We start from the raw sequence: 22015 nt of genomic DNA, 5'->3' as shown, positions 1-22015 counted from the left end.
GCAGGGAACAGGGGACGACGGAAGAACAGGGAAGAACGGACGGGCGAGGCCCGGCCCGGGACGCCGGGCGCCGGACACGGGATGCCGGGCACGGGCGGGGCGGGCCCGCTCAACGCCCGGCCGGACGTGGGAACAGCCGGTCGGCCGCCACCAGTACGCCTTCCACCAGCAGCGCCAGCGCCGCCACCAGCAGGGCGCCCGCGACGACCTGGGGGGTGTTGTACGTGTTGAAGCCCGCGGTGATGATCCGGCCGAGGCCGCCCTGGCCGACCATCGCCGCGATCGTGGCCGTGGCGACGACCTGGACGGCGCCGGAGCGCAGGCCCGTCGTCACCAGCCCGCGCGCGAGCGGCAGCTCGACCCGCCAGAAGAGCTGCCCGCCCGACATGCCCATGCCCCGGGCCGCCTCCACCACCGAGCGGTCGACCTCGCGCATGCCGACGTACGCGTTGGTGAGCAGCGGGGGCACGGCGAACAGGACCAGGGCGACGATGGTCGGCAGGTAGCCCGCGTTGCGCAGCGGCGAGACCATGAACAGCGCCAGCACCGCGAAGACGGGCACGGCCCGGCCGATGTTGGAGATGTTCACCGCCAGCGTGCCGCCCTTGCCGAGGTGGCCGAGGAGGAGACCGACGGGCAGCGCCACCGCGCAGGCGATCGCGAGGGCGATCCCGCTGACGTAGACGTGCTCGCCGAGCCGGTGCCACACCCCGTTCTCACCGGACCAGTTGGCGCCGTCCGCCAGCCAGGACCAGGCTTCTCCCAGTACTCCCATGACTCAGACCCCCTTGGCCCCGGCCGGGCGCGCGGCGCGCGTCCACGGTGTGAGCAGCCGCTGTACGCCGAGCAGCAGCAGGTCGGCCAGGAGCGCGAGCAGGACGCACAGCACCGAGGCGGTGAGCACCTGGGCCTTGAAGGAGCTGTTCACGGCCGGGGCGATGAGGTTGCCGAGACCGCCCTTGCCGACGATGGAGCCGACGGTGGTCAGGGCCACGGTGGAGACCGTCGCGATGCGGACGCCGGCGAGGAGCGCGGGCAGCGCGAGCGGCAGCTCGACCTGCCAGAGCAGCCGCCGGGGGCCGTACCCCATGCCGCGCGCGGCCTCCCGCACCTCCTCGGGGACGGCTTCGAGGCCCGCCAGCGCGTTGCGGACCAGGATGGTCAGCGAGTACAGCACCAGGCCGGTCACCACGAGGGCGGCGGAGAGGCCGAAGACCGGCAGCAGGAGGGAGAACATGGCGAGCGAGGGGACCGTGTAGAGCAGGGTGGTCAGGCCCAGGACGGGCGCGGCCCAGCGGCGGCCCCGGCGGGCCAGCAGGGCCAGCGGGAGGGCGACGGCGAGGCCGATGAGCACCGACGCCCCGGTGATCCAGACGTGTTCGAGCGTGGCTTCGGTGAGTTCCTGGGAGCGGGAGGTGACGTACTCCCAGCAGATCCAGTCGTTCGCCACCAGACAGCTCTGCCCTGCCATGCCCCTCACCCCCTGTCACCGAACACGCGTACAACAGCGACCATAACCCCCGGCACCGACAATGACCGGAATCCTTCGCGGCCGGGCAACACGCCCTTCACAATCCCCGGACGCGCGTACGGAAAGATGGGCGTGTGATCCGATTCGAGCACGTGACCAAGTCCTACCCCGACGGGACCACCGCCGTCGAGGACCTCTCCTTCGAGGTGGCGGAGGGCGAGCTGGTCACGCTCGTGGGTCCGTCCGGCTGCGGCAAGACGACCACGATGAAGATGGTCAACCGGCTGATCGAACCGACCTCCGGCCGCATCCTGCTCGGCGGCGAGGACATCGCGGCGGCCGACCCGGTCGAGCTGCGCCGCCGGATCGGGTACGTGATCCAGCAGGTCGGGCTGTTCCCGCACAAGACGGTGCTGGAGAACACGGCGACCGTGCCACGGCTGACCGGCACCCCGAAGGCGAAGGCCCGCGCGCGGGCGGCCGAGCTCCTCGACCTGGTGGGGCTGGACCCGGCCGTGTACGGGGGCCGCTACCCCGACCAGCTCTCCGGCGGGCAGCGCCAGCGGGTCGGGGTGGCCCGCGCGCTCGCCGCCGACCCGCCCGTCCTGCTGATGGACGAGCCGTTCGGCGCGGTGGACCCGGTGGTGCGCGAGCGGCTCCAGAACGAGTTCCTGGCCCTGCAGCGGACGGTGCGCAAGACGATCCTGCTGGTCACGCACGACCTGGAGGAGGCGGTCCGGCTCGGTGACCGGATCGCGGTCTACGGCGCGGGGACCATCGAGCAGTTCGCCCGCCCGGCGGCGGTGCTGGGGGCCCCGGCCACCGAGTACGTGGCACGGTTCGTCGGCGCGGACCGGGGGCTGCGGCGGCTCGCGGTCACCCCGGTCGCGGCGGCGGACCTGGCGGCGGCCCGGGGACCGGCCCCGGCCACGGCGGTGGCCCTGGGCTCCTCGCTGCGCGAGGCGCTCGCGGCGCTGCTCCAGGAGGACTCGGGCCGGATCGGGGTCACGGACCCGGACTCGGGCGCGCTGGTCGGCGTCCTCACCCCGGAGGGCGTCCACCGGGCCCTGCGCCGGGCGCGACCGCCCGCCGCCTGACCCCGGGCGCCTGACCCCGGACCGACCGCGGCCCCGGACCACCCGTGTCGGGTGGTCCGGGGCCGCAGCCTGGTCAGGCCCCGGGCGTCACGCCTGGATGCGGTCGCTCAGCCACGTCAGCATCGGCGGGATCTCACGGCGCCACGTGTTGAAGTTGTGGCCACCGCTGTCGAGGATGATCGAGGAGACCCGGTCCGGGTTCTTGACCTTCTTGATGAACTTCTTGGTGTCCGCGAGGTTCGGCTCCCCGATCTCACTGCTGGTGACCATGAAGGACGTACCGCTCGGCTGCTTGTTCTCGATGCTGTGCAGCACGTTCGCGCGCTTCTTCAGCTGCTCGTCGCCGTGGAACAGGTCACCGGTCGTCGGGTCGCCCGCGTCGGGGGCGTCGTAGTACGCGGACAGGCCCACGGCCGCACCGAAGGTCTGCGGGTAGTGCGCGGCGATCTTCAGGGCGCAGTAGCCGCCGGTGGAGTTGCCGATGAAGGCCATGTTCTGCGCCTTGTCACCGACCCGGAAGGTGTCCCTGATGGCCTGCGGCAGGTCCTCGCCGAAGAAGGTCTCCGTCTGCGGGCCATTGGGTATGTCCACGCACTCGGTGTCCCGCGGCGGCGCGACGGTCGGCCGCATCATCACCAGGATCATCGGCTTCATCTTGCCCGCCTTGGCCTGCTTGAAGGCCGTCATCGGATAGTTCAGCCCTTTGATGAGGTTCTCGGCGGTGCCGGGGTACCCCGTGAGGACGATGGAGGCGGGAAAGTTCTGGTCCTTGTGCTGCGGCTGGAAGTACTCCGGCGGCAGCCACACGTAGCCCGGACTCGTTATCCTCGACTTCTGGCCCGCGATCGACACCTTCAGGATCTGACCGCCCACCTGGGGCTTGCCACCGCCCGGGACGTCCAGCCTCTGCTTGTCGATGACCTTGATGTCCTTGCTGCTCATCGAGTGGTCGACGACCTTGCCGATCGCGGTCTCCCGGCCGAGCATGTCGGCCCAGGACCCGTAGAAGCTGAAGGACTTGTTGGCCGCGAGACCGACCGCCGCGAAGAGCGCGAGCTGGGTCGCGAGCAGGAGCGCGATCCGGCCGGTGAACGCACGCCAGGTGCGGCCCGACAGCTTCGGCCAGAGCCAGACCGTGGCCACGAAGAGCAGCACACCGGCGATGATGGCCAGAGCCAGAACCGTATTACTGGTGAGACCCATGAGCAGTCAGTCGACTTTCTGATGGCAGGACGAGTTTTTCCGGCGGAAGAGTGAACCCGCTCCTCCTCGATGCCGTCCTACTGGACGCACCACACACCGGAGGCTGTCGCGGCCCTCGGCCACATGATCTCTCGCGGAGCAACGGGAAGCGATGTCTAGCAGGATAGATGGCGATAAGTCCGGGCAGGTTCCGAAGCGGGTCAGCCGAATCCTCCGCGGCCCACGACCGGAGTCCGTGCCCGGCCTGGTAGGTACGGCCGTCATGATCGTCGGCCTTGTGGACATCGCCGCGGGCGTCTTCCCGCGGTTTCGGCACAGCCGTATCCACGAGGTCACCGAGGTGCTGCCCTGGTCCCTGGGCCCCTTCGCCGCAGCCCTCTCCATCAGCGCGGGCGTCCTGCTCCTGCTGCTCGCCCACGGACTCAAGCGCAACAAGCGGCGGGCCTGGCGGGCCGCCGTCGTCCTGCTGCCCGCCGGAGCAGCGGCGCAGTTCACCTACCGCCACTCCATCGTCAGCGTGATCATCGCGGCGGCGCTCCTCGCACTGCTCCTGATCCACCAGAGCCAGTTCAAGGCACTGCCCGACCCGCGCAGCCGCTGGAAGGCGCTCGCGAACTTCGTCCTGATGAGTGCCGGCTCCATCGGGCTCGGCCTGGTCATCGTCAACGTCCACCCGGGCAAGGTCGTCGGCAACCCGGGGCTGTACGAGCAGATCACCCACGTCGTCTACGGCCTCTTCGGCTTCGAGGGCCCCGTCGACTACGCGGGCCGGGTCTCCTGGACCGTCGGCTACTCCCTGGGCGCCCTCGGCATGCTGACCGCGCTCACCACCATCTACCTGGCCTTCCGCCCCGAGCACCCGGCCGCCCGGCTCACCGCCGACGACGAGACCAAGCTGCGCGAGCTGCTCGCCAAGCACGGCGGACGCGACTCCCTGGGCCACTTCGCGCTCCGCCGCGACAAGGCCGTCGTCTTCTCCCCCAGCGGCAAGGCCGCCGTCACCTACCGCGTCGTCTCCGGGGTGATGCTCGCCTCCGGCGACCCCATCGGCGACGTCGAGGCGTGGCCCGGCGCCATCGAGCGGTTCATGGAGGAGGCCAAGGCCCACTCCTGGACCCCCGCGGTCATGGGCTGCAGCGAGACCGGCGGCGAGGTCTGGACCCGGGAGACCGGCCTGGACGCCCTGGAACTGGGCGACGAGGCGATCGTCGACGTCAAGGACTTCTCCCTCTCGGGCCGCGCCATGCGCAACGTCCGCCAGATGGTCAAGCGCATCGAACGCAACGGCTACACCACCCAGGTCCGCCGGGTCAGCGAGCTGACCGAGGCCGAGCTGGAGCAGGTGCGCGGCGCCGCCGAGGCATGGCGCGGCACCGACACCGAACGCGGCTTCTCCATGGCGCTGGGCCGCGTCGGCGACCCGGGCGACGGCGACTGCTTCATCGCCACCGCCCACCGGACCGAGGAGGGCGACACCAGCCCCTTCGGCGACCTCAAGGCCGTCCTGCACTTCGTCCCCTGGGGCTCCGACGGCATGTCGCTGGAGCTGATGCGCCGCGACCGCGCCGCCGACCCGGGCATGAACGAGCTGCTGATCGTGGCCTCCCTGGAGGCCGCCCCCGGGCTGAAGATCGAGAAGGTCTCGCTCAACTTCGCGATGTTCCGCTCCGCCCTCGCCCGCGGCGAGAAGATCGGCGCCGGCCCCGTCCTGCGGATGTGGCGCGGACTGCTGGTCTTCCTCTCCCGCTGGTTCCAGATCGAGTCGCTGTACAAGTTCAACGCGAAGTTCCGGCCGCGCTGGGAACCGCGCTTCGTCGTCTTCCGGCAGACCCGCGACCTGCCCCGCATCGGCTTCGCCGCCATGCAGGCGGAAGGCTTCGTGACGCTGGCCCTGCCCCGCCTCTTCGCCGCCCGCCGCCGCCCCAAGCCGGTCCGCACCTGCGCCCACACCGCCATGACCGCCGTACCGAAGCCGGAGCGCGAGGTACAGGCCGCGTAACCCCTGCCGTACCTCCGCACACCAGGGCCCCGGCGACCGTAAAGGCGCCGGGGCCCTGCCGTATCCAGGTCAGCCCTACCCTTGGACCTATGAACACGAAGCGCGGGGCCACCAGCAGGGGCGAGGTCACAGGTCTGCCGGAGTGGGACCGCTGCGCGGTCATGGGCGTCGTCAACGTCACCCCCGACTCCTTCTCCGACGGGGGCCGCTGGTTCGACACCACCGCCGCCGTCAAGCGCGGCCTCGACCTCGTCGCCCAGGGCGCCGACCTCGTCGACGTCGGCGGCGAGTCCACCCGGCCCGGCGCCCCCCGCGTCGACGCCCAGGAGGAGCTGCGCCGGGTCGTCCCCGTCGTGCGCGGCCTGGCCGCCGAAGGCGTCACCGTCTCCGTCGACACCATGCGCGCGGCCGTCGCCGCCCGGGCCGTCGCCGCCGGGGCGGTCCTGGTCAACGACGTCAGCGGCGGGCTCGCCGACCCCGGGATGGTCGCGGCCGTGGCCGCCGCCGAGGTGCCGTTCGTCGTCATGCACTGGCGCGGTTTCAGCGCCGGCATGAACGGCCTGGCCGTCTACGAGGACGTGGTCGCGGAGGTCACCGCCGAGCTGCGCGAGCGGATCGACGCGGTGGTCGCCGGCGGGATCGCCCCCGACCGGCTCGTCGTCGACCCGGGCCTCGGCTTCGCGAAGAACGCCGAACACGACCTCGCCCTGGTCGCGCACCTGCCCGAGCTGCGCGCCCTGGGCCTTCCGCTGCTGGTCGCCGCCTCGCGCAAGCGTTTCCTCGGCCGGGTCCTGGCCGGCGCGGACGGCGCCGCCCCGCCCCCCGCCCGCGAACGGGACGCCGCGACCGCCGCCGTCTCCGCGATAGCCGCCCACCAGGGCGCCTGGGCCGTACGCGTCCACGAGGTACGGGCGACCGCGGACGCGGTTCGGGTGGCCCGCGCCGTGGAAGGGGCACTCTGATCCGCACCACGATCCGTACCGCGATCCGCACCGGCCGAGAAGGAGCCCCGTGAGCAGTACCGACACCGAAGCGGTCGAAGAGGTCAACACGGCCTTCTACGAGGCCATGGAGCAAGGGGACTTCGACGCCCTGTCGGCGCTCTGGCTCGACGACGAGATCTCCTGCGTGCACCCGGGCTGGCCGGTCCTCTCGGGCCGCGGCGAGGTGCTGCGCTCCTACGCGCTGATCATGTCGCACACCGACTACATCCAGTTCTTCCTCACCGACACCAAGGTGACCGTCATAGCCGACACGGCCCTGGTGACCTGCACGGAGAACATCCTCAGCGGCGGCCCCGCCGAGGACGGCGGGGAGCTGGGCCCCCTGGTCGGGCAGCTGGTCGTCGCCACCAATGTGTTCCGTCGCACACCCGGGGGGTGGCGGCTGTGGTCCCACCACGGCTCTCCCGTCCTCGCGGAGTCCGAGGAGGACGAGGACGAGGACGACGCCTGACCCCCTCGGCGGGGATGCGTGCGTTTCGCAGGTAAATTCGAGTGCGGACGACGCCGACCGCACTCGGCACAGGCCCATGGCCCGGGAGCACCGGGACCGGAAGCACTACGGAAAACAGGAGTGATTCGCGTGGATCGTGTCGCGCTGCGCGGCCTCAAGGCTCGTGGGCACCATGGCGTCTTCCCCCGGGAGCGCGAGGAGGGCCAGACCTTCATCGTCGACCTGGTGCTGCACATCGACACCCGCCCCGCGGCGGCCGACGACGACCTGGCGAAGACCGTGCACTACGGGGTCGTCGCCGAGGAGGTCGTCGACGTGGTCCAGGGAGAGCCCGTCGACCTGATCGAGACCCTCGCCGAACGGATCGCCCAGCAGTGCCTCAAGCACGAAGCGGTGGCACAGGTGGAAGTGGTCGTCCACAAGCCGGACGCGCCCATCACCGTCCCCTTCGACGACGTGACCGTCACGATCACCCGGAGCCGCGCATGAACAACGGACTGAACGCACAGAGCGACCCGACCGTCCAGCCGGTCCCCGCCTCCGTCGTCGAGACGGTCGACGCGGCGGACGTCACGCTGTCCAACCCGAAATGGGCCGTCATCGCCCTCGGCTCGAACCTCGGCAACCGGCTGGAGACCCTCCAGGGCGCCATCGACGCCCTGGGCGACACCCCCGGGCTGCGCGTCAAGGCCGTCTCGCCCGTCTACGAGACCGAACCCTGGGGCGTCGAGCCCGGCTCGCAGCCCGCGTACTTCAACGCGGTCGTCTCGGTGAAGACCACGCTGCCGCCGTCCTCGCTCCTGGAACGCGGCCAGGCCGTCGAAGAGGCGTTCGACCGGGTCCGTGAGGAGCGGTGGGGACCGCGCACCATCGACGTCGACATCATCACCTACGCCGACGAGGTCTCCGCCGACCCCGCGCTCACCCTCCCGCACCCGCGCGCCCACGAGCGGGCCTTCGTCCTGGCCCCCTGGAACGACATCGACCCCCAGGCACAGCTCCCGGGCCGCGGCCCGGTCGCCGCGCTCCTGGCCGCGATCGGACCCGCCGGTGTCACGCCGCGCCCCGACCTGGAACTGCGCCTCCCCGAGTAGTCGTTAGCCTGTCGGTACGGGGCTGTCCAGCACAGCCCGTCCACTGCGGGAGACCGGGCGAGAGAGCGGGGCACGGACACGTGAAGCAACTGAGGCCGGGGGTCCTGGCGGGCATCTTCGCCGTCGCCGGGGTCCTGTCCTGGGCGGGTGCCCGGCTCTGGAACGCGTACGGCAGCCTGCCGGGCGTCCCGCTGGCCGCCCCCGTCGTCCTGGCGGTGATCGCCGTGGTGCTCCTCGCGACCGCCCTGTCGCTGCGCGCCCGGCTCAGGGCCCAGCGCGAGCGCCGCCCGGGGGCCAAGGGCGTCGAGCCGCTGATGGCGGCCCGCGCGGTGGTCTTCGGGCAGGCGAGCGCCCTGGTGGCGGCCCTGGTGGCGGGCGCGTACGGCGGGGTGGGCGTCTTCCTGCTGACGGACGCCCTCGACATCCCCGCCCGCCGCGACCAGGCGTGGTACGCCGGATTCTCGGTCCTGGCGGGCGCGGCGGTCATCGCCGCCGCCCTCTTCCTGGAACACGTCCTGAAGCTCCCGGAGGACGACGACGACTCCCCACCGTCCCCGGCCCGCGCCTGACCCCGTCACCCGGGCGCACGGACCAGGTGCCCGTTCACCAGGAAGCCGGGGTGGGGGGCGAGGGCGTAGGTGCAGAGGGTGAAGGGCTTGGCTCCGGTGGCGGTGCGGGGCCTGACCTCGGACACCGTCACCGGCTGCCGCTCCACGAGGTGCAGGGGGCGGTCTTCCGCCACGAAGGTGCCGCGCCGCTGCCAGCGGTCGGTGACCACCAGCTGCGATGCCTTACCGGTCAGCGGCGTGAAGCGGGCTCCGATGATCGTGGCCAGCTCCGCCAGGAAAGGAACATTGGCACTGGTGACCGTCCGTCCGTGCCAGTGCTTGTGCCGGAAGCCGTCGCCGTCCGCGTACCCGTCCAGGAAGCCTTCGAAGGTGGCGAGGTCTTTCATCACGACGCGGGGGAAGCCCTGCCGCATGTGGTGCGCGTCGCCCCCCGCGTACTGCCGTAGGACGTCCGCGAGGTACGAGGAGACCACACGCACCCGGAATCCGGGAATGTCGCACTGGAGGAAGCCGGACGGCCTCGTGACGGGTTCCAGACGGGCGGGAAGGCCCGTCGCCGTGGTCAGGCACTGCGCGTACTTGGCCGCGAAGCCCTCGTCGTTCACGATCAGGGACGCGTAGTTCTTGCCGACCGTGCCTTCCGCACATGTGGCACCTACCAGGTAGCCGAACTCGTAGCCGGGCCGAATCGTCGGGCGCGTACGGCACAGCGTGCGTGGCGGAGTCCATGCCACCACGCTGCCGGTGGCTTCTCCGGCCGGAATCCACCCGTCACCGGTGCTCAGTAACTGGTCCGGTGCCACGGTGAACGTCCGCCCGTCCGTGACCACGTCGACGACCTCGCGAGCTTTCACGGCCGTCACTCCCAGAACGGCCGTGTGCACGGTCCTGTCCCCGTCCAGCGTCCAGCGTCCAGAGCCGGTCGCCCACGCCGATGGTGCTGGCCTGAGCGGCCCCATCGGCTCCGTTCGCCATCTGCTTGCTCGGCAGCCCGCCCATCCCGCCCCCTGATCAGCGTGTGGATCCCCTGATCGACGACGTTATCGGGCGGGTCCGACAATCCGGCTAGCGCGCCATGATCAGGCTCATCGCCTCGGCGCGGGTGGCGGGGTCGCGGAGCTGGCCGCGGACCGCCGAGGTGATGGTCTTCGCGCCGGGCTTGCGGACCCCGCGCATGGTCATGCACATGTGCTCGCACTCGATGACCACGATGACCCCGCGCGGGTCCAGGATCTCCATCAGCGAGTCGGCGATCTGGGTGGTGAGACGTTCCTGCACCTGGGGGCGGCGGGCGAACACGTCCACCAGGCGGGCCAGCTTCGACAGGCCGGTGATCTTGCCGGACTCGGCCGGGATGTAACCCACATGGGCTACGCCGTGAAATGTGACCAGATGGTGTTCACACGTACTCATGACCTCGATGTCCTTCACCAGGACCATCTCGTCGTGGCCGAGGTCGAACGTCGTCGTCAGGACCTCCTCGGGCTTCTGGTAGAGGCCGGCGAATATCTCCCTGTACGCCCGCGCCACGCGCGCCGGGGTCTCCAGGAGGCCTTCGCGGTCCGGGTCCTCGCCAACCGCGATCAGGAGTTCGCGGACCGCCGCCTCGGCGCGCTTCTCGTCGAACTCGCCGATCGTGCCCTCGTCGCCGGTCAGGGTCACTGGGTCGGTCATCTCTTCCTCGTTCCTGTCTGCACTGGCACTCAAGGTCGTGTGAAAGTGCCGCGCCCCCCAGGCTAGGACCTGGGGGGCGCGGCATCCATTCCGGACGGGTCGTGGGAGGACCCGTTACTCCGGGCGCTCCTCCGGGGAGGGCTCCGGGGCCTTCTCCACCGAGACGGCGGGCGAGGCCGCCGAGGAGGTGCCGTTGGCGGAGTTCGTCAGCTGGAGCTCCCTGGGGGAGAGCACTGGCGGACGGGTCGAGGGGGTGCGGCGGGAGGAGCCGGTCCACGCGGGACGGGCCGGACGCTTGACGATCGTGGAGAAGACCTCCGCGATCTGCTCCTTGTTCAGCGTCTCCTTCTCCAGCAGCGCGAGAACCAGGTTGTCGAGGACGTCACGGTTCTCGACCAGGATCTCCCACGCCTCGTTGTGCGCGGTCTCGATGAGCTTCTTGACCTCTTCGTCGACCAGCGCCGCGACCTCTTCCGAGTAGTCGCGCGGGTGCGCCATCTCACGGCCGAGGAACGGTTCGGTGTTGTCGCCACCGAACTTGATCGCGCCGAGCCGCTCGGTCATGCCGTACTGCGTGACCATGGCCCGCGCCGTGGCGGTGGCCTTCTCGATGTCGTTCGCCGCGCCTGTGGTCGGGTCGTGGAAGACCAGTTCCTCGGCCGCGCGCCCGCCCAGCATGTACGCGAGCTGGTCGAGCATCTCGTTGCGCGTGGTCGAGTACTTGTCCTCGTCGGGCAGGACCATGGTGTAACCCAGGGCCCGGCCGCGGGAGAGGATCGTGATCTTGTGGACCGGGTCGGAGTTCGGGGAGGCCGCCGCGACCAGGGCGTGACCGCCCTCGTGGTACGCGGTGATCTTCTTTTCCCGGTCCGACATGATCCGGGTCCGCTTCTGCGGGCCCGCCACGACACGGTCGATCGCCTCGTCCAGCGCGTGGTTGTCGATCAGCTTCCTGTCCATACGGGCGGTGAGGAGCGCCGCCTCGTTCAGGACGTTGGAGAGATCGGCACCCGTGAAGCCGGGCGTGCGACGGGCGACGGCGCCCAGATCGACGTCCGGCGCGACCGGCTTGCCCTTCTGGTGGACCTTGAGGATCTCCAGACGGCCCTGCATGTCCGGACGGTCGACGGCGATCTGCCGGTCGAAGCGGCCGGGGCGCAGGAGTGCCGGGTCGAGGATGTCCGGGCGGTTCGTGGCGGCGATCAGGATGACGCCGCCCTTCACGTCGAAGCCGTCCATCTCGACCAGCAGCTGGTTGAGGGTCTGCTCGCGCTCGTCGTGGCCGCCGCCGAGACCCGCGCCGCGGTGCCGGCCGACGGCGTCGATCTCGTCGACGAAGACGATCGCCGGCGCGTTGGCCTTGGCCTGTTCGAACAGGTCACGGACGCGCGAGGCGCCGACGCCGACGAACATCTCGACGAAGTCGGAACCGGAGATCGAGTAGAAGGGGACCCCGGCCTCGCCCGCGACGGCACGCGCGAGCAGGGTCTTGCCGGTACCGGGCGGGCCGTAGAGCAGCACGCCCTTGGGGATCTTGGCGCCGACGGCCTGGAACTTCGCCGGCTCCTGGAGGAACTCCTTGATCTCGTGGAGTTCCTCGACGGCCTCGTCCGCGCCCGCGACATCCGCGAACGTCGTCTTCGGGGTGTCCTTGGTGATGAGCTTGGCCTTGGACTTCCCGAAGTTCATGACCCGGGAGCCGCCGCCCTGCATCTGATTCATCAGGAACAGGAACACCACGACGATGAGGACGAAGGGCAGGAGCGAGAGCAGCACGCTCAGGAACGGGCTGGTCTTGTCCGGCGAGACGGTGTACCCGTCCGGAATCTGGCCGGCTTCGTACTTGGTCTGGAGGCTCTGGGCGAGCTGGACGCCCTGGTCCCCGATGTAGTTGGCCTGGAACTTGGTGCCGTCGTTGTCGCCGAGCTTCTGGTCCTTCTTCAGCTCGATCTTGATCATCTGGCTGTCACCGGTGGTCAGCTTGGCGCTGTCCACCTGGCCACTGTTGATCGCCTTGACGACCTCGCTGGTCTCCACCGACTTGTAGCCGCCGCCGGAGCCGACGACGTTCATCAACACGACCACGGCGAGGACGGCCAGCACGATCCACATGACCGGCCCACGGAAGTATCGCTTCACGTCCATCCATACGGGGCGCCAGGCACCCCGTCCCTCCTGCCCGTAGGTAAATGCTGCTGTGAGTAAAGACTGTTCTTCGGAATGTACCCCTGAATTGTCACCCGCGGCCCCGTGGGACGGCTGACAGACCCGCTTCCCCTGCTCCAACGGCGGGAATCGCCCTCAGGTTCCCCGTGGGGGCCCATGGGTTCCCCCGGGTTCCCGGGAGCGGTGGGGCGGGGCGGCGGCGGTGGGGTCAGCCGCCGTAGACGTGCGGGGCGAGCGTGCCGACGAACGGCAGGTTGCGGTACTTCTCCGCGTAGTCGAGGCCGTAGCCCACGACGAACTCGTTCGGGATGTCGAAGCCGACCCACTTCACGTCGATGGCGACCTTGGCGGCGTCGGGCTTGCGCAGCAGCGTGCAGACCTGCAGGGAGGCCGGCTCGCGGGAGCCCAGGTTCGACAGCAGCCAGGACAGTGTCAGGCCGGAGTCGATGATGTCCTCGACGATCAGGACGTGCTTGCCCTTGATGTCGGTGTCCAGGTCCTTGAGGATCCGGACCACACCGGAGGACTGGGTCCCGGCGCCGTAGGAGGACACCGCCATCCAGTCCATGGTGAGCGGGGTCGACAGGGCGCGCGCCAGGTCCGCCATCACCATCACGGCGCCCTTGAGGACTCCGACGATGAGCAGGTCCTTGCCCGCGTACTCCGCGTCGATCTTCGCGGCCAGCCCGGCCAGCTTCGCGTCGATCTCTTCCTTGGTGATGAGCACCGACTGGAGGTCGTCGCCCATGTCCTTCTCGTCCACCCGCATCACTTTCGTTGTCGGCCGGGGCTCCGGGGGGTGTGCCCCCGGAGGCTCAGCCGTGTTTCAGCACCAATCAGCCCTGCCGGATGACCAGTCTGCCACCCTGCCGCCGGGCCTCGACCCGGCCGGGCAGGTTGATCGCGCCCTGACCGCGCCATCCGGTGATGAGACGGTCGACTTCCTCGATGTGACGGGCGAAGAGGGAGCCCGCCGGGGAGCCGGCGGCGACGACGGCCCGGCGGATCACCCGGCGGCGGACGGCCGGGGGCAGGGCGTACAGCTTGACGCACTCCAGGCGCCCGTCCTCGTCCCGTACGCCGGTCTCCGCCTCGGCGGCCCAGGCGTCGAGGGCGTCGGCGTCGTCGCGGGAGAGCTGGGCGGTGCGGGCCAGCGCTTCCACGACCCCCTTGCCCAGGGCCTTCTCCAGGGCGGGCAGCCCTTCGTGGCGCAGCCGGGAGCGGGTGTAGGCGGGGTCGGCGTTGTGCGGGTCGTCCCAGACGGGCAGGGACTGGACCATGCAGGCCTTGCGGGCGGTCTGGCGGTCCACCTGGAGGAAGGGGCGGCGGTAGCGGTGGACGCGGCCGGCTCCGCCGGGGCCTCCCGAGACCTCGGGCATGCCGGAGAGCGAGCGGATGCCGGAGCCGCGGGCGAGGCCCAGCAGGACGGTCTCGGCCTGGTCGTCGCGGGTGTGGCCGAGGAGCACGGCGGCGGCTCCGAGCCGGTCCGCGGCCTCGTCCAGGGCTCCGTAGCGGGCGTCGCGGGCGGCGGCTTCCGGTCCGCCCTCGCGGCCGACGCGCACGGCGACGGACTCCACCGGGTCGAGGCGGAGCGCGGTCATGCGGGTGAGGACCTCGGCGGCGCGCAGGTCGGAGCCGGCCTGGAGCCCGTGGTCGACGGTGATGCCGCCGGCCCGGATGCCGAGTTTGGGGGCCTCGAAGGCGAGCGCCGAGGCGAGGGCCATGGAGTCGGCGCCGCCGGAGCAGGCGACGAGGACGAGGGGTTCGGTGGCGCCGGGGGGACGGGGTCCGGCGGGCCGGTGGCGACCGGCGGAGCGGTCGGCGGAGACGGTGACGGGGTGTTCGGTGAGGTCGGTGAGGACGTCGTGGAGTACGCGGCGGACCGCCAGGCGTATCGCCGCGACCGCAGGATGGGGACCCATGTCCGGTGCCCTTCGGTGGAGGTTCGGGGCGCCTCGGGGGCGGAGGCGTCGGGGGTGTCGTGCGCGAGGTGCTCTTCGGTGCTGCCCAGTACCCCTTGAAGGACGGGGGTGTCACTCAGAGTGCGTCGATGGTGACAGAACCGGGACGTTCCCCGAGCATCGCACGCCCTTCCACGGCTCACGGTCCCTCGGACGGGTGATGCTGCTTCCCCCAACGAGACATCTTTACGCCCCGTGCGTCACCTTTCTTCACTCCCTTTGCTGTGGACCCTGGCCACCCACTCCGCCGGCCTGGCGATCTCCGCCTTGGTCGGCAGGGTGTTCGGGGAGGTCCAGACCCGGTTGAAGCCGTCCATGCCGACCTGGCCGACGACGGCGCGGACGAAGCGTTCCCCGTCGCGGTACTGGCGGAGCTTGGCGTCGAGGCCCAGGAGCTTGCGCAGCGTGGCGTCGAGCCGGCCCGCTCCGCTGGCCCTGCGCTGCTGGAACTTCTCGCGGATCTCGGCGACCGAGGGGACCGCTTCGGGGCCGACGCCGTCCATGACGAAGTCGGCGTGGCCCTCCAGCAGGGACATGACGGCGGTGAGGCGGCCCAGCACCTCGCGCTGTTCGGGGGTCTGCACCAGTTCGACCAGGGAGCGGCCCGTCTCGCCCCGTTCGGCGTCCGGGCGGGCCCCGGCGAAGGACTGGGCGGCCTCGCGGACCCGCTCCAGGAGGGTCGTCGGGTCGATCTCGGTGGCGCCCAGAAACGTCTGGATTTCGCCCTCCAGATGGTCACGTAGCCACGGGACGGCCGTGAACTGCGTACGGTGCGTCTCCTCGTGGAGGCAGACCCAGAGCCGGAAGTCGTGCGGGTCCACCTCCAGCTCGCGTTCGACGTGCACGATGTTGGGGGCGACCAGGAGCAGTCGGCCGCCGCCCGTGGGGGAGCCCGGCAGGTCGCGGGAGGCCGGGGCGAAGGTCTCGTACTGGCCGAGGACGCGGGAGGCCAGGAAGCTGAGGAGCATGCCCAGCTCGACGCCGGTGACCTTGCCGCCGACCGCGCCGAGCACGGCGCCGCCGGGGCCGTTCCCGCGGCGCTCGCGCACGGTGCCGAGCAGCGGCCCGAGGAGTTCCCGGAACCCGGCGACGTTGGCCTTGACCCAGCCGGCCCGGTCGACGACGAGGACGGGGGTGCGGGGGACGACCTGTCCCGGCGGGATCATCCGGGTGTACTCCCGTACGTGCCGTTCCGCGGTCCTGGCGTGCTCGCGCAGTTCGGCGACGACGGCCCGTGCCTCGTCCCGGCCGACCTCCGGGCCGGGCCGTACGAGGCGGGTCGCGGTCGCCACCGCGAGGTTCCAGTCGACCATCTCCGCACCACCGACGCTCGTCATGCGTCAACCGTACGTGGACGACCGCCGCGGCGGTCCCCCTGGAGGGAAGTCCCCGGAAGTCTCCCGGAAGTCCCGGTGGGGGCCGGGGGGAGGTCCGGCGGCGGGGGCTACGGGGTGGCGGCGACGGCGGCGGCGAGTCGGTCGAGGGCCTTCTCGGCGCCTTCGGGGGCCGGGGCGTTCGCGGTCAGGAAGGCGAAGGCCAGGAGCCGTCCGGAGGGGTCGACCACTGTTCCGGAGAGGGAGTTCACGCCGGTCAGGGTGCCCGTCTTGGCCCGGATCAGCCCGGCTGCCGGGGAGTTTCCGGCGTTGCGGTTGCGCAGGGTCCCGGTGAATCCGGCGACGGGCAGCCCGGTGAGGGCGGGCCGCAGCTCGGGCCGTTGCGGATCGGCGGCCTTGGTGAGGAGGCCGGTCAGCAGGCCGGCGCTGACCTTGTCGGCGCGGCCGAGGCCGCTGCCGTCGGCGAAGCGGGAGCCGGACACGTCGAGGCCGAGTCCGGCGAGCCGGGCGGCGACGGCCTTCTCGGCGCCCTCGAAGCCGGCGGGCTGCCCTCCGGCGAGGGCGGTCTGCCGGGCGAGGGCCTCGGCGATGTCGTTGTCGCTGTTGGTCAGCATCCGTTCGACGAGGCCGCCGAGGGGGGCGGAGAGGGTCGTGGCCAGCGGCTGGGCCCCGGCGGCGGCCCGGACGCGGGCGGGTTCGCCGGTGACCTTGACGCCGCGTTCCACCAGCAGGGCGGTGAAGGCGCGGGCGGTGTCCCCGGAGGGGTCGTCGGTGCGTTCCGCCGGGCCGGAGACCGATGCGTCCTGGCGGCCCTCGTCGGCCGTCAGGGCGGTCACGGGCGCGATGTTGGGGTTGGCGCCGATCGGGTGGCGGACGGGCCCGGTGTAGAGGGAGTCGTCGTAGCCGAGGCTCACGCTGTCGGTGCCGGCGGCCTTGAGGGCGCGGGCGGTGTCGGCGGCGAGGGCGACGAGGCTGCCGCCCGCTCCGGCGGGGCTCTTCTTCTGCGCGGTGAGGGAGGGGTCGCCGCCGCCGACGAGGACGATCTGCCCGGGGCCCGCGCCGGGGGTCACGGTGGTGCGCATCCGGTGCTCGGGCCCCAGGGCGGCCAGCGCCGCCACCGCGGTGGCGATCTTGATGGTGGAGGCGGGGGTCATCGCCTCGCCCGCCCCGGACTCGTAGAGCACCTGCCCGGTGGCCGTGTCCACGACCGAGGCGGTACGGGTGGTCCCGAGCGCGGGGTCGGCCAGCAGCGGCCCGAGCGCGGCGGCGAGCCCCCCGGAGGCGGCGGCGGGCTGCTTGCGGGGGGTGCCCGGCCCGATGGCGCCGAGGACCCCGGGAGCGGTGGGCGCGGCCCGGTCCAGCGGCCCGGCTCCGTGATCTGCGCCACCCGTACGGCTCCAGGAGGCGGCCTTGTCCCGCTCGGCCTTACGCTGGCCAAAGTCCCAGGGACCGGCGGCTGCCACCGCCGCCACCGACAGGGCGAGGCCGGCCACGGCCGAACCCGCGATGAGCTGCCACGTCTTGGTGAATGGCACCTCGGACCAGCCCCTTTCGCGATCACACATATGCGTGAGGGACACTTAACCACTGCGTCTTGCCGCGAGCATGGCACCCCACCCGGCAGGGCTGGGCCGGACGCGCGCGCAGTTGAAATTCATTGCAGTCCCGAAGCGTGAAGCTGGAACATGGAGGAGCAGGACGTGGAGTTCGACGTCACCATCGAGATCCCCAAGGGTTCGCGGAACAAGTACGAGGTGGACCACGAGACCGGCCGGATTCGTCTGGACCGTCGCCTCTTCACCTCCACCAGCTACCCGGCCGACTACGGCTTCGTCGAGAACACCCTCGGTGAGGACGGCGACCCGCTGGACGCGCTGGTCATCCTGGACGAGCCGACCTTCCCGGGCTGCCTGATCAAGTGCCGCGCGATCGGCATGTTCCGGATGACGGACGAGGCGGGCGGCGACGACAAGCTGCTGTGCGTGCCGGCTTCGGACCCGCGCGTCGAGCACCTGCGCGACATCCACCACGTCTCCGAGTTCGACCGCCTGGAGATCCAGCACTTCTTCGAGGTCTACAAGGACCTGGAGCCCGGCAAGTCCGTCGAGGGCGCGAACTGGGTCGGCCGTACCGAGGCCGAGGCCGAGATCGAGGCTTCGTACAAGCGCCTTGAGGCGCAGGGCGGCCACCACTGAGCGGTCCCCCGCACAGGTCCGTCCGTACGGGCCCCTCACTCGCGTGCGAGTGAGGGGCCCGTCGGCGTGTCCGGGGCTTCCCCGGGAAGCCTCGGAGGAAACGATTCCGCATAATTGGATCACCGGTACGCGATCCGGGTGACGGATACCAGGAGTGGGTGTGGCCGAGGCCGACGCAGAGGACCGGAAGCCGAAGTCCGACGAGGCGCACAGCGCCTTCACCGTGCCCTCGGGGACGGTACAGCCCGACCTCCCGGAGGAGGAACAGCCGACCTCGGAGTTCTCCGTCCCGGACGGTCTCGCGGCGCTTCCCGCCGAGCCGGAGGGCTCCGCCTTCGCGGCCCCGGCCACCTACAGCGCCCAGCACTCCCCGCCCGCCCACACGCCCGGCCAGGGCTTTCCCGTCGCCCGGATGAAGGAGTCCCCCTGGCAGGACCGGATGCGCACGATGCTGCGCATGCCGGTCGACGTGCGGCCCGTGCCGGAACCGGCGCAGAAGCCGAGCGAGGCCGGGCCCGCCGTGGGCCGCGTGCTCGACCTCACGCTGCGCATCGGCGAGCTGCTGCTCGCGGGCGGCGAGGGCGCCGAGGACGTCGAGGCCGCCATGTTCGCGGTGGCCCGCTCCTACGGACTGGACCGCTGCGAGCCCACGGTCACCTTCACCATGCTGTCGATCACCTACCAGCCCTCACTGATGGACGACCCCGTCTCGGCCAGCCGGAACGTGCGCCGCCGGGGCACCGACTACAACCGGCTCGCGGCGGTCTTCCGGCTGGTGGACGACATCAGCGCGCACGAGATCGACGTCTCGCTGGAGGAGGCGTACCGGCGGCTGGCCGAGATCCGCCGCAACCGGCACCCGTACCCCGGCTGGATGCTGACGGCCTCCGCCGGACTGCTCGCCGGGGCCGCGTCCACCCTGGTCGGCGGTGGGGTGCTGGTCTTCTTCGCGGCGGCGCTCGGGGCCGTCCTCGGGGACCGGCTGGCCTGGCTCTGCGCCGGGCGCGGGCTGCCGGAGTTCTACCAGTTCGTGGTGGCCGCGATGCCGCCGGCCGCGATCGGGGTGGCGCTGAAGCTGACCGAGATCGACGTCCGGGCCTCCGCCGTGATCACCGGCGGGCTCTTCGCGCTGCTCCCCGGGCGGGCCCTGGTCGCGGCCGTGCACGACGGCCTGACCGGCTACTACGTCACCGCGTCCGCCCGGCTGCTGGAGGTCATGTACCTCTTCATCGGGATCATCATGGGCGTGCTGGTCGTGCTCTACGTCGGCCTCCAGTTCGGCGCCGCGCCGAAGCCGGAGGAGGTCCTCCTGATCACCCAGCGGCCGCTGATCCAGATCGCGGCCTCGATGGTGCTGGTCTTCACCTTCGCCATCCTGCTCCAGCAGGAACGTTCCACCGTGTGGATCGTGACCCTGAACGGCGGGGTCGCCTGGGTGACCTACGGGGCCCTGCACTACGCCGGGGGCATCCCCGCCGTGCCGTCCACGGCCGTCGCGGCCGGGCTGGTGGGCCTCTTCGGGCAGCTCTTCTCCCGCTACCGCTTCGCCTCCGCCCTGCCGTACGTGACGGCGGCCATCGGCCCGCTGCTGCCCGGCTCGGTCACGTACTACGGGCTGCTGCTGATCGCCGAGAACCGGCTGAACGAGGGGCTGGGCTCGCTGACCAACGCCGCGGCCATCGCCCTCGCCATCGCGATCGGGGTCAACCTGGGGTCGGAGGCGTCCCGGCTGTTCATGCGGGTCCCGGGTGCGGCGAGCGCCGCCAAGCGCCGGGCGGCGAAACGGACCCGCGGCTTCTAGGGCGGTGACCGGCAACGTTCGCCCCCGTGCGCGGGTGCGCCCGGAGCCGGGCGGCCCGTCCCGGCCGTACGCGGGCCCGTACGGCCGCCCGGACGCACGGACGCCCCGCAGGGGGCCTCGCGGGTCTGCGGGGCGGCTACGGGGCGTACGGGATGCGCGGGGTGGTGCAGGGGTGGCGCGGGGGCGTGCGGGTGGGTCAGCGCTTGGCGTGCCGGCCGCGGCCCGGGGACTGCGGGCCCGAGCCGTCGACCGAGGCGGCCACGCCCTGGCCCGCGGCGGCCCGCGCCTTCTTCTCCTTGCGGGCCTTGAGGACCTCGAAGACCACCGGCAGGATCGAGACCAGGACGATCCCGAGCAGGATCGGTTCGAGGTTCGCCTTGATGAAGGCGATCTGGCCCAGCCAGTAACCGGCGATCGTGACACCGGCGCCCCAGCTGATGCCGCCGATGATGTTGTAGGTCAGGAAGGTGCGGTACTTCATGGCGCCCGCGCCCGCGACCATCGGCGCGAAGGTACGGATGATCGGCACGAAGCGGGCGAGCACGATGGCCTTCGGGCCGTGCCGGTCCATGAAGTCGTGCGCGCTGTCGAGGTTCTCCCGCTTGAAGAGCTTGGAGTTCGGCCGGTTGAAGAGCTTCGGGCCGAAGTACTTGCCGATCATGTAGCCGACCTGGTCACCGATGATCGCGGCGGCCACGATCAGGGTGCAGACCAGCCACAGCGGCTCCGTGATGTACTTCCCGTCCGCGACCAGCAGACCCGCCGTGAACAGCAGGGAGTCACCGGGCAGGAAGGCGAACAGCCCCGACTCGGCGAAGACGATGACCAGGATTCCGATCAGACCGAAGTTCGAGATCAGATAGTCCGGGGACAGCCACTCAGGGCCGAGCGCAAGCGTGTACACGAGTTCCGGGCTCTCCTGGATCGGGGGGGGGTGTCGGCGGGTGCGGACGGTGCGGGTGGTCTCAATTATCAACGCACATGGCCCCCGCCCAGTTCCAGGTACGGGCGGGGGCCGTGCACGTGAGACGACGGTTACACCGCGCGGACCGCGTTCGCCAGGATCGCGTCCCGCAGGAATACCGCCAGACCGGGGCGAACGGTCTCGTAGTGCGCCGCGAACCGCTCGTCCGCGACGTACATCTCTCCGAGACAGGTGTGCATCTCGTACGAGCAGGCGTAGTGGTTCCCGACCCAGGCGCGGTGTTCCTCGGCCAGCGCCGCCGCCCCGGGCGAGTCCGGCGCGGCCCCGGAGTCCATCAGCGCGGCGAGCCGCAGGTTCAGCGACCGCTCCTCGGCCTGGACCCGCTGCCAGTCGGCCTTGGTGAACGCGGCGGTCCGGCGGACGGACTCCCGGTACTCCTCGGTGCTGCCCCAGCGCTGCTGCGCCTCCCCGGCGTGCTCCTCGGGGTCGAAGTCCCCGAAGACCTCGAACTTCTCCTCGGGGGTGAGGTTGATGCCCATCTTCTGCGCCTCCATGGCGTGCTCGACGGCCTTGGCCATCTGCTGGAGCCGGGCGATCCGGCCGGACAACAGGGCGTGCTGCCGGCGCAGCTGCTCCCCGGGGTCCGCTTCCGGGTCGTCCAGCAGGGCCGCGACCTCTTCGAGCGGAAAACCGAGCTCCCGGTAGAACAGGACGCGCTGCAGCCGGTCGAGGTCGGCGTCGTCGTACCGCCGGTGCCCCGCGTGGCTGCGACCGCTCGGGGAGAGCAGTCCGATGTCGTCGTAGTGGTGCAGGGTGCGCACCGTCACTCCGGCGAAACCCGCGACCTGGCCCACGGAGTAGCCCATCTCTTCCGCTCCTCTGATCGGGTACGTCCCCCAGCGTGGCGCCTCACGCCACGTGAGGCGCAAGCCCGGTCAGGGGCCAGCGCGGGCGGGGGCATCCGGGCCCGGCCGGGGCGGGTTAGCGCTTCAACCACCCGGGCGGGCGCGGGGACCCGACCAGCCCCCGGGCGCGGGGCGCGGCGCCCCCCGGGCCCCCCGACACTGCCCA

20 protein-coding genes and 1 pseudogene are annotated in these 22015 nt (G+C 71.4%); 9 read left to right on the top strand and 12 right to left on the bottom strand.

Going from position 1 to position 22015, the window contains the following annotated elements; translation table 11 throughout:
• Positions 1-109: 109 nt before the first annotated feature.
• The gene (locus ACIA5F_RS26675) at positions 110-775 is read right to left on the bottom strand and encodes an ABC transporter permease (RefSeq protein WP_399357177.1); all 666 of its coding nucleotides are present in this window, start codon (positions 773-775) and stop codon (positions 110-112) included.
• A 3-nt stretch (positions 776-778) separates the two neighbouring features.
• Entirely contained in the window at positions 779-1471 is a 693-nt protein-coding gene (locus ACIA5F_RS26670; RefSeq protein ID WP_399357175.1) for an ABC transporter permease, read from the bottom strand.
• A gap of 134 nt (positions 1472-1605) precedes the next feature.
• Between ACIA5F_RS26670 and ACIA5F_RS26665 the strand changes: the two genes are divergently transcribed.
• Positions 1606-2568: an ABC transporter ATP-binding protein gene (locus ACIA5F_RS26665; RefSeq protein WP_399357173.1), complete on the top strand. Its 963-nt coding sequence runs from the start codon at positions 1606-1608 to the stop codon at positions 2566-2568.
• Positions 2569-2655: 87 nt separating this feature from the next.
• Here ACIA5F_RS26665 and ACIA5F_RS26660 read toward each other — a convergent pair whose 3' ends face one another.
• Positions 2656-3771 (bottom strand): alpha/beta hydrolase, encoded by a 1116-nt coding sequence (locus tag ACIA5F_RS26660; RefSeq protein ID WP_399357171.1) that lies wholly within the window; start codon positions 3769-3771, stop codon positions 2656-2658.
• A gap of 151 nt (positions 3772-3922) precedes the next feature.
• Here ACIA5F_RS26660 and ACIA5F_RS26655 point away from each other — a divergent pair, with 151 nt between their 5' ends.
• The 6 genes from ACIA5F_RS26655 to ACIA5F_RS26630 all read left to right on the top strand — a co-directional run bounded on the left by ACIA5F_RS26655 (position 3923) and on the right by ACIA5F_RS26630 (position 8888).
• On the top strand, positions 3923-5770 hold the full coding sequence (locus ACIA5F_RS26655) for a phosphatidylglycerol lysyltransferase domain-containing protein (protein ID WP_399357169.1): 1848 nt from the start codon (positions 3923-3925) through the stop codon (positions 5768-5770).
• An 89-nt stretch (positions 5771-5859) separates the two neighbouring features.
• Complete coding sequence (gene folP / locus ACIA5F_RS26650) at positions 5860-6732, top strand: dihydropteroate synthase (RefSeq protein ID WP_399357167.1); 873 nt, start codon at positions 5860-5862, stop codon at positions 6730-6732.
• Positions 6733-6781: 49 nt separating this feature from the next.
• Complete coding sequence (locus ACIA5F_RS26645; protein WP_399357165.1) at positions 6782-7225, top strand: nuclear transport factor 2 family protein; 444 nt, start codon at positions 6782-6784, stop codon at positions 7223-7225.
• Positions 7226-7354: 129 nt separating this feature from the next.
• A complete protein-coding gene (gene folB / locus ACIA5F_RS26640) occupies positions 7355-7714 on the top strand; it encodes a dihydroneopterin aldolase (RefSeq protein WP_399357163.1) in 360 nt (119 codons plus the stop codon).
• A complete protein-coding gene (folK, locus tag ACIA5F_RS26635) occupies positions 7711-8319 on the top strand; it encodes a 2-amino-4-hydroxy-6-hydroxymethyldihydropteridine diphosphokinase (protein ID WP_399357161.1) in 609 nt (202 codons plus the stop codon). The genes folB and folK overlap by 4 nt, the downstream gene beginning before the upstream one ends.
• Positions 8320-8399: 80 nt before the next feature.
• On the top strand, positions 8400-8888 hold the full coding sequence (locus tag ACIA5F_RS26630) for a DUF3180 domain-containing protein (protein ID WP_399357159.1): 489 nt from the start codon (positions 8400-8402) through the stop codon (positions 8886-8888).
• 5 nt (positions 8889-8893) lie between these two features.
• Here ACIA5F_RS26630 and ACIA5F_RS26625 read toward each other — a convergent pair whose 3' ends face one another.
• The 7 genes from ACIA5F_RS26625 to dacB all read right to left on the bottom strand — a co-directional run bounded on the left by ACIA5F_RS26625 (position 8894) and on the right by dacB (position 17588).
• Positions 8894-9742: a hypothetical protein gene (locus ACIA5F_RS26625; protein ID WP_399357157.1), complete on the bottom strand. Its 849-nt coding sequence runs from the start codon at positions 9740-9742 to the stop codon at positions 8894-8896.
• Positions 9743-9953: 211 nt separating this feature from the next.
• Entirely contained in the window at positions 9954-10562 is a 609-nt protein-coding gene (gene folE / locus ACIA5F_RS26620) for a GTP cyclohydrolase I FolE (RefSeq protein ID WP_399357155.1), read from the bottom strand.
• A 114-nt stretch (positions 10563-10676) separates the two neighbouring features.
• On the bottom strand, positions 10677-12707 hold the full coding sequence (gene ftsH, locus ACIA5F_RS26615) for an ATP-dependent zinc metalloprotease FtsH (RefSeq protein ID WP_399357153.1): 2031 nt from the start codon (positions 12705-12707) through the stop codon (positions 10677-10679).
• A 229-nt stretch (positions 12708-12936) separates the two neighbouring features.
• The gene (hpt, locus tag ACIA5F_RS26610) at positions 12937-13497 is read right to left on the bottom strand and encodes a hypoxanthine phosphoribosyltransferase (protein WP_399357151.1); all 561 of its coding nucleotides are present in this window, start codon (positions 13495-13497) and stop codon (positions 12937-12939) included.
• A 67-nt stretch (positions 13498-13564) separates the two neighbouring features.
• On the bottom strand, positions 13565-14650 hold the full coding sequence (gene tilS / locus ACIA5F_RS26605; protein WP_399357149.1) for a tRNA lysidine(34) synthetase TilS: 1086 nt from the start codon (positions 14648-14650) through the stop codon (positions 13565-13567).
• Positions 14651-14889: 239 nt separating this feature from the next.
• Complete coding sequence (locus ACIA5F_RS26600; RefSeq protein ID WP_399357147.1) at positions 14890-16026, bottom strand: zinc-dependent metalloprotease; 1137 nt, start codon at positions 16024-16026, stop codon at positions 14890-14892.
• A gap of 107 nt (positions 16027-16133) precedes the next feature.
• A complete protein-coding gene (dacB, locus tag ACIA5F_RS26595; protein ID WP_399357145.1) occupies positions 16134-17588 on the bottom strand; it encodes a D-alanyl-D-alanine carboxypeptidase/D-alanyl-D-alanine-endopeptidase in 1455 nt (484 codons plus the stop codon).
• 135 nt (positions 17589-17723) lie between these two features.
• On the opposite strand from dacB, the gene ACIA5F_RS26590 reads away from it, so the two are divergent.
• Positions 17724-18218, top strand: a complete 495-nt coding sequence (locus tag ACIA5F_RS26590) for an inorganic diphosphatase (RefSeq protein WP_008742522.1) — start codon at positions 17724-17726, stop codon at positions 18216-18218.
• Positions 18219-18378: 160 nt separating this feature from the next.
• Complete coding sequence (locus ACIA5F_RS26585) at positions 18379-20019, top strand: threonine/serine exporter ThrE family protein (protein ID WP_399357143.1); 1641 nt, start codon at positions 18379-18381, stop codon at positions 20017-20019.
• 229 nt (positions 20020-20248) lie between these two features.
• Here the strand turns inward: ACIA5F_RS26585 and ACIA5F_RS26580 are convergent.
• Together ACIA5F_RS26580 and ACIA5F_RS26575 are read right to left on the bottom strand one after the other, a co-directional pair.
• Positions 20249-20923, bottom strand: a pseudogene (locus ACIA5F_RS26580) (VTT domain-containing protein); the annotation flags it as partial.
• A 131-nt stretch (positions 20924-21054) separates the two neighbouring features.
• Positions 21055-21810: a MerR family transcriptional regulator gene (locus ACIA5F_RS26575; RefSeq protein WP_399357142.1), complete on the bottom strand. Its 756-nt coding sequence runs from the start codon at positions 21808-21810 to the stop codon at positions 21055-21057.
• Positions 21811-22015: the final 205 nt, after the last annotated feature.

This window comes from Streptomyces sp. NPDC051567 (genome assembly GCF_044454165.1).
Taxonomy (GTDB): domain Bacteria; phylum Actinomycetota; class Actinomycetes; order Streptomycetales; family Streptomycetaceae; genus Streptomyces.
The sequence above is the reverse complement of the archived record's forward strand: the minus strand, read 5'-3'. Positions and strand labels throughout refer to the sequence as shown.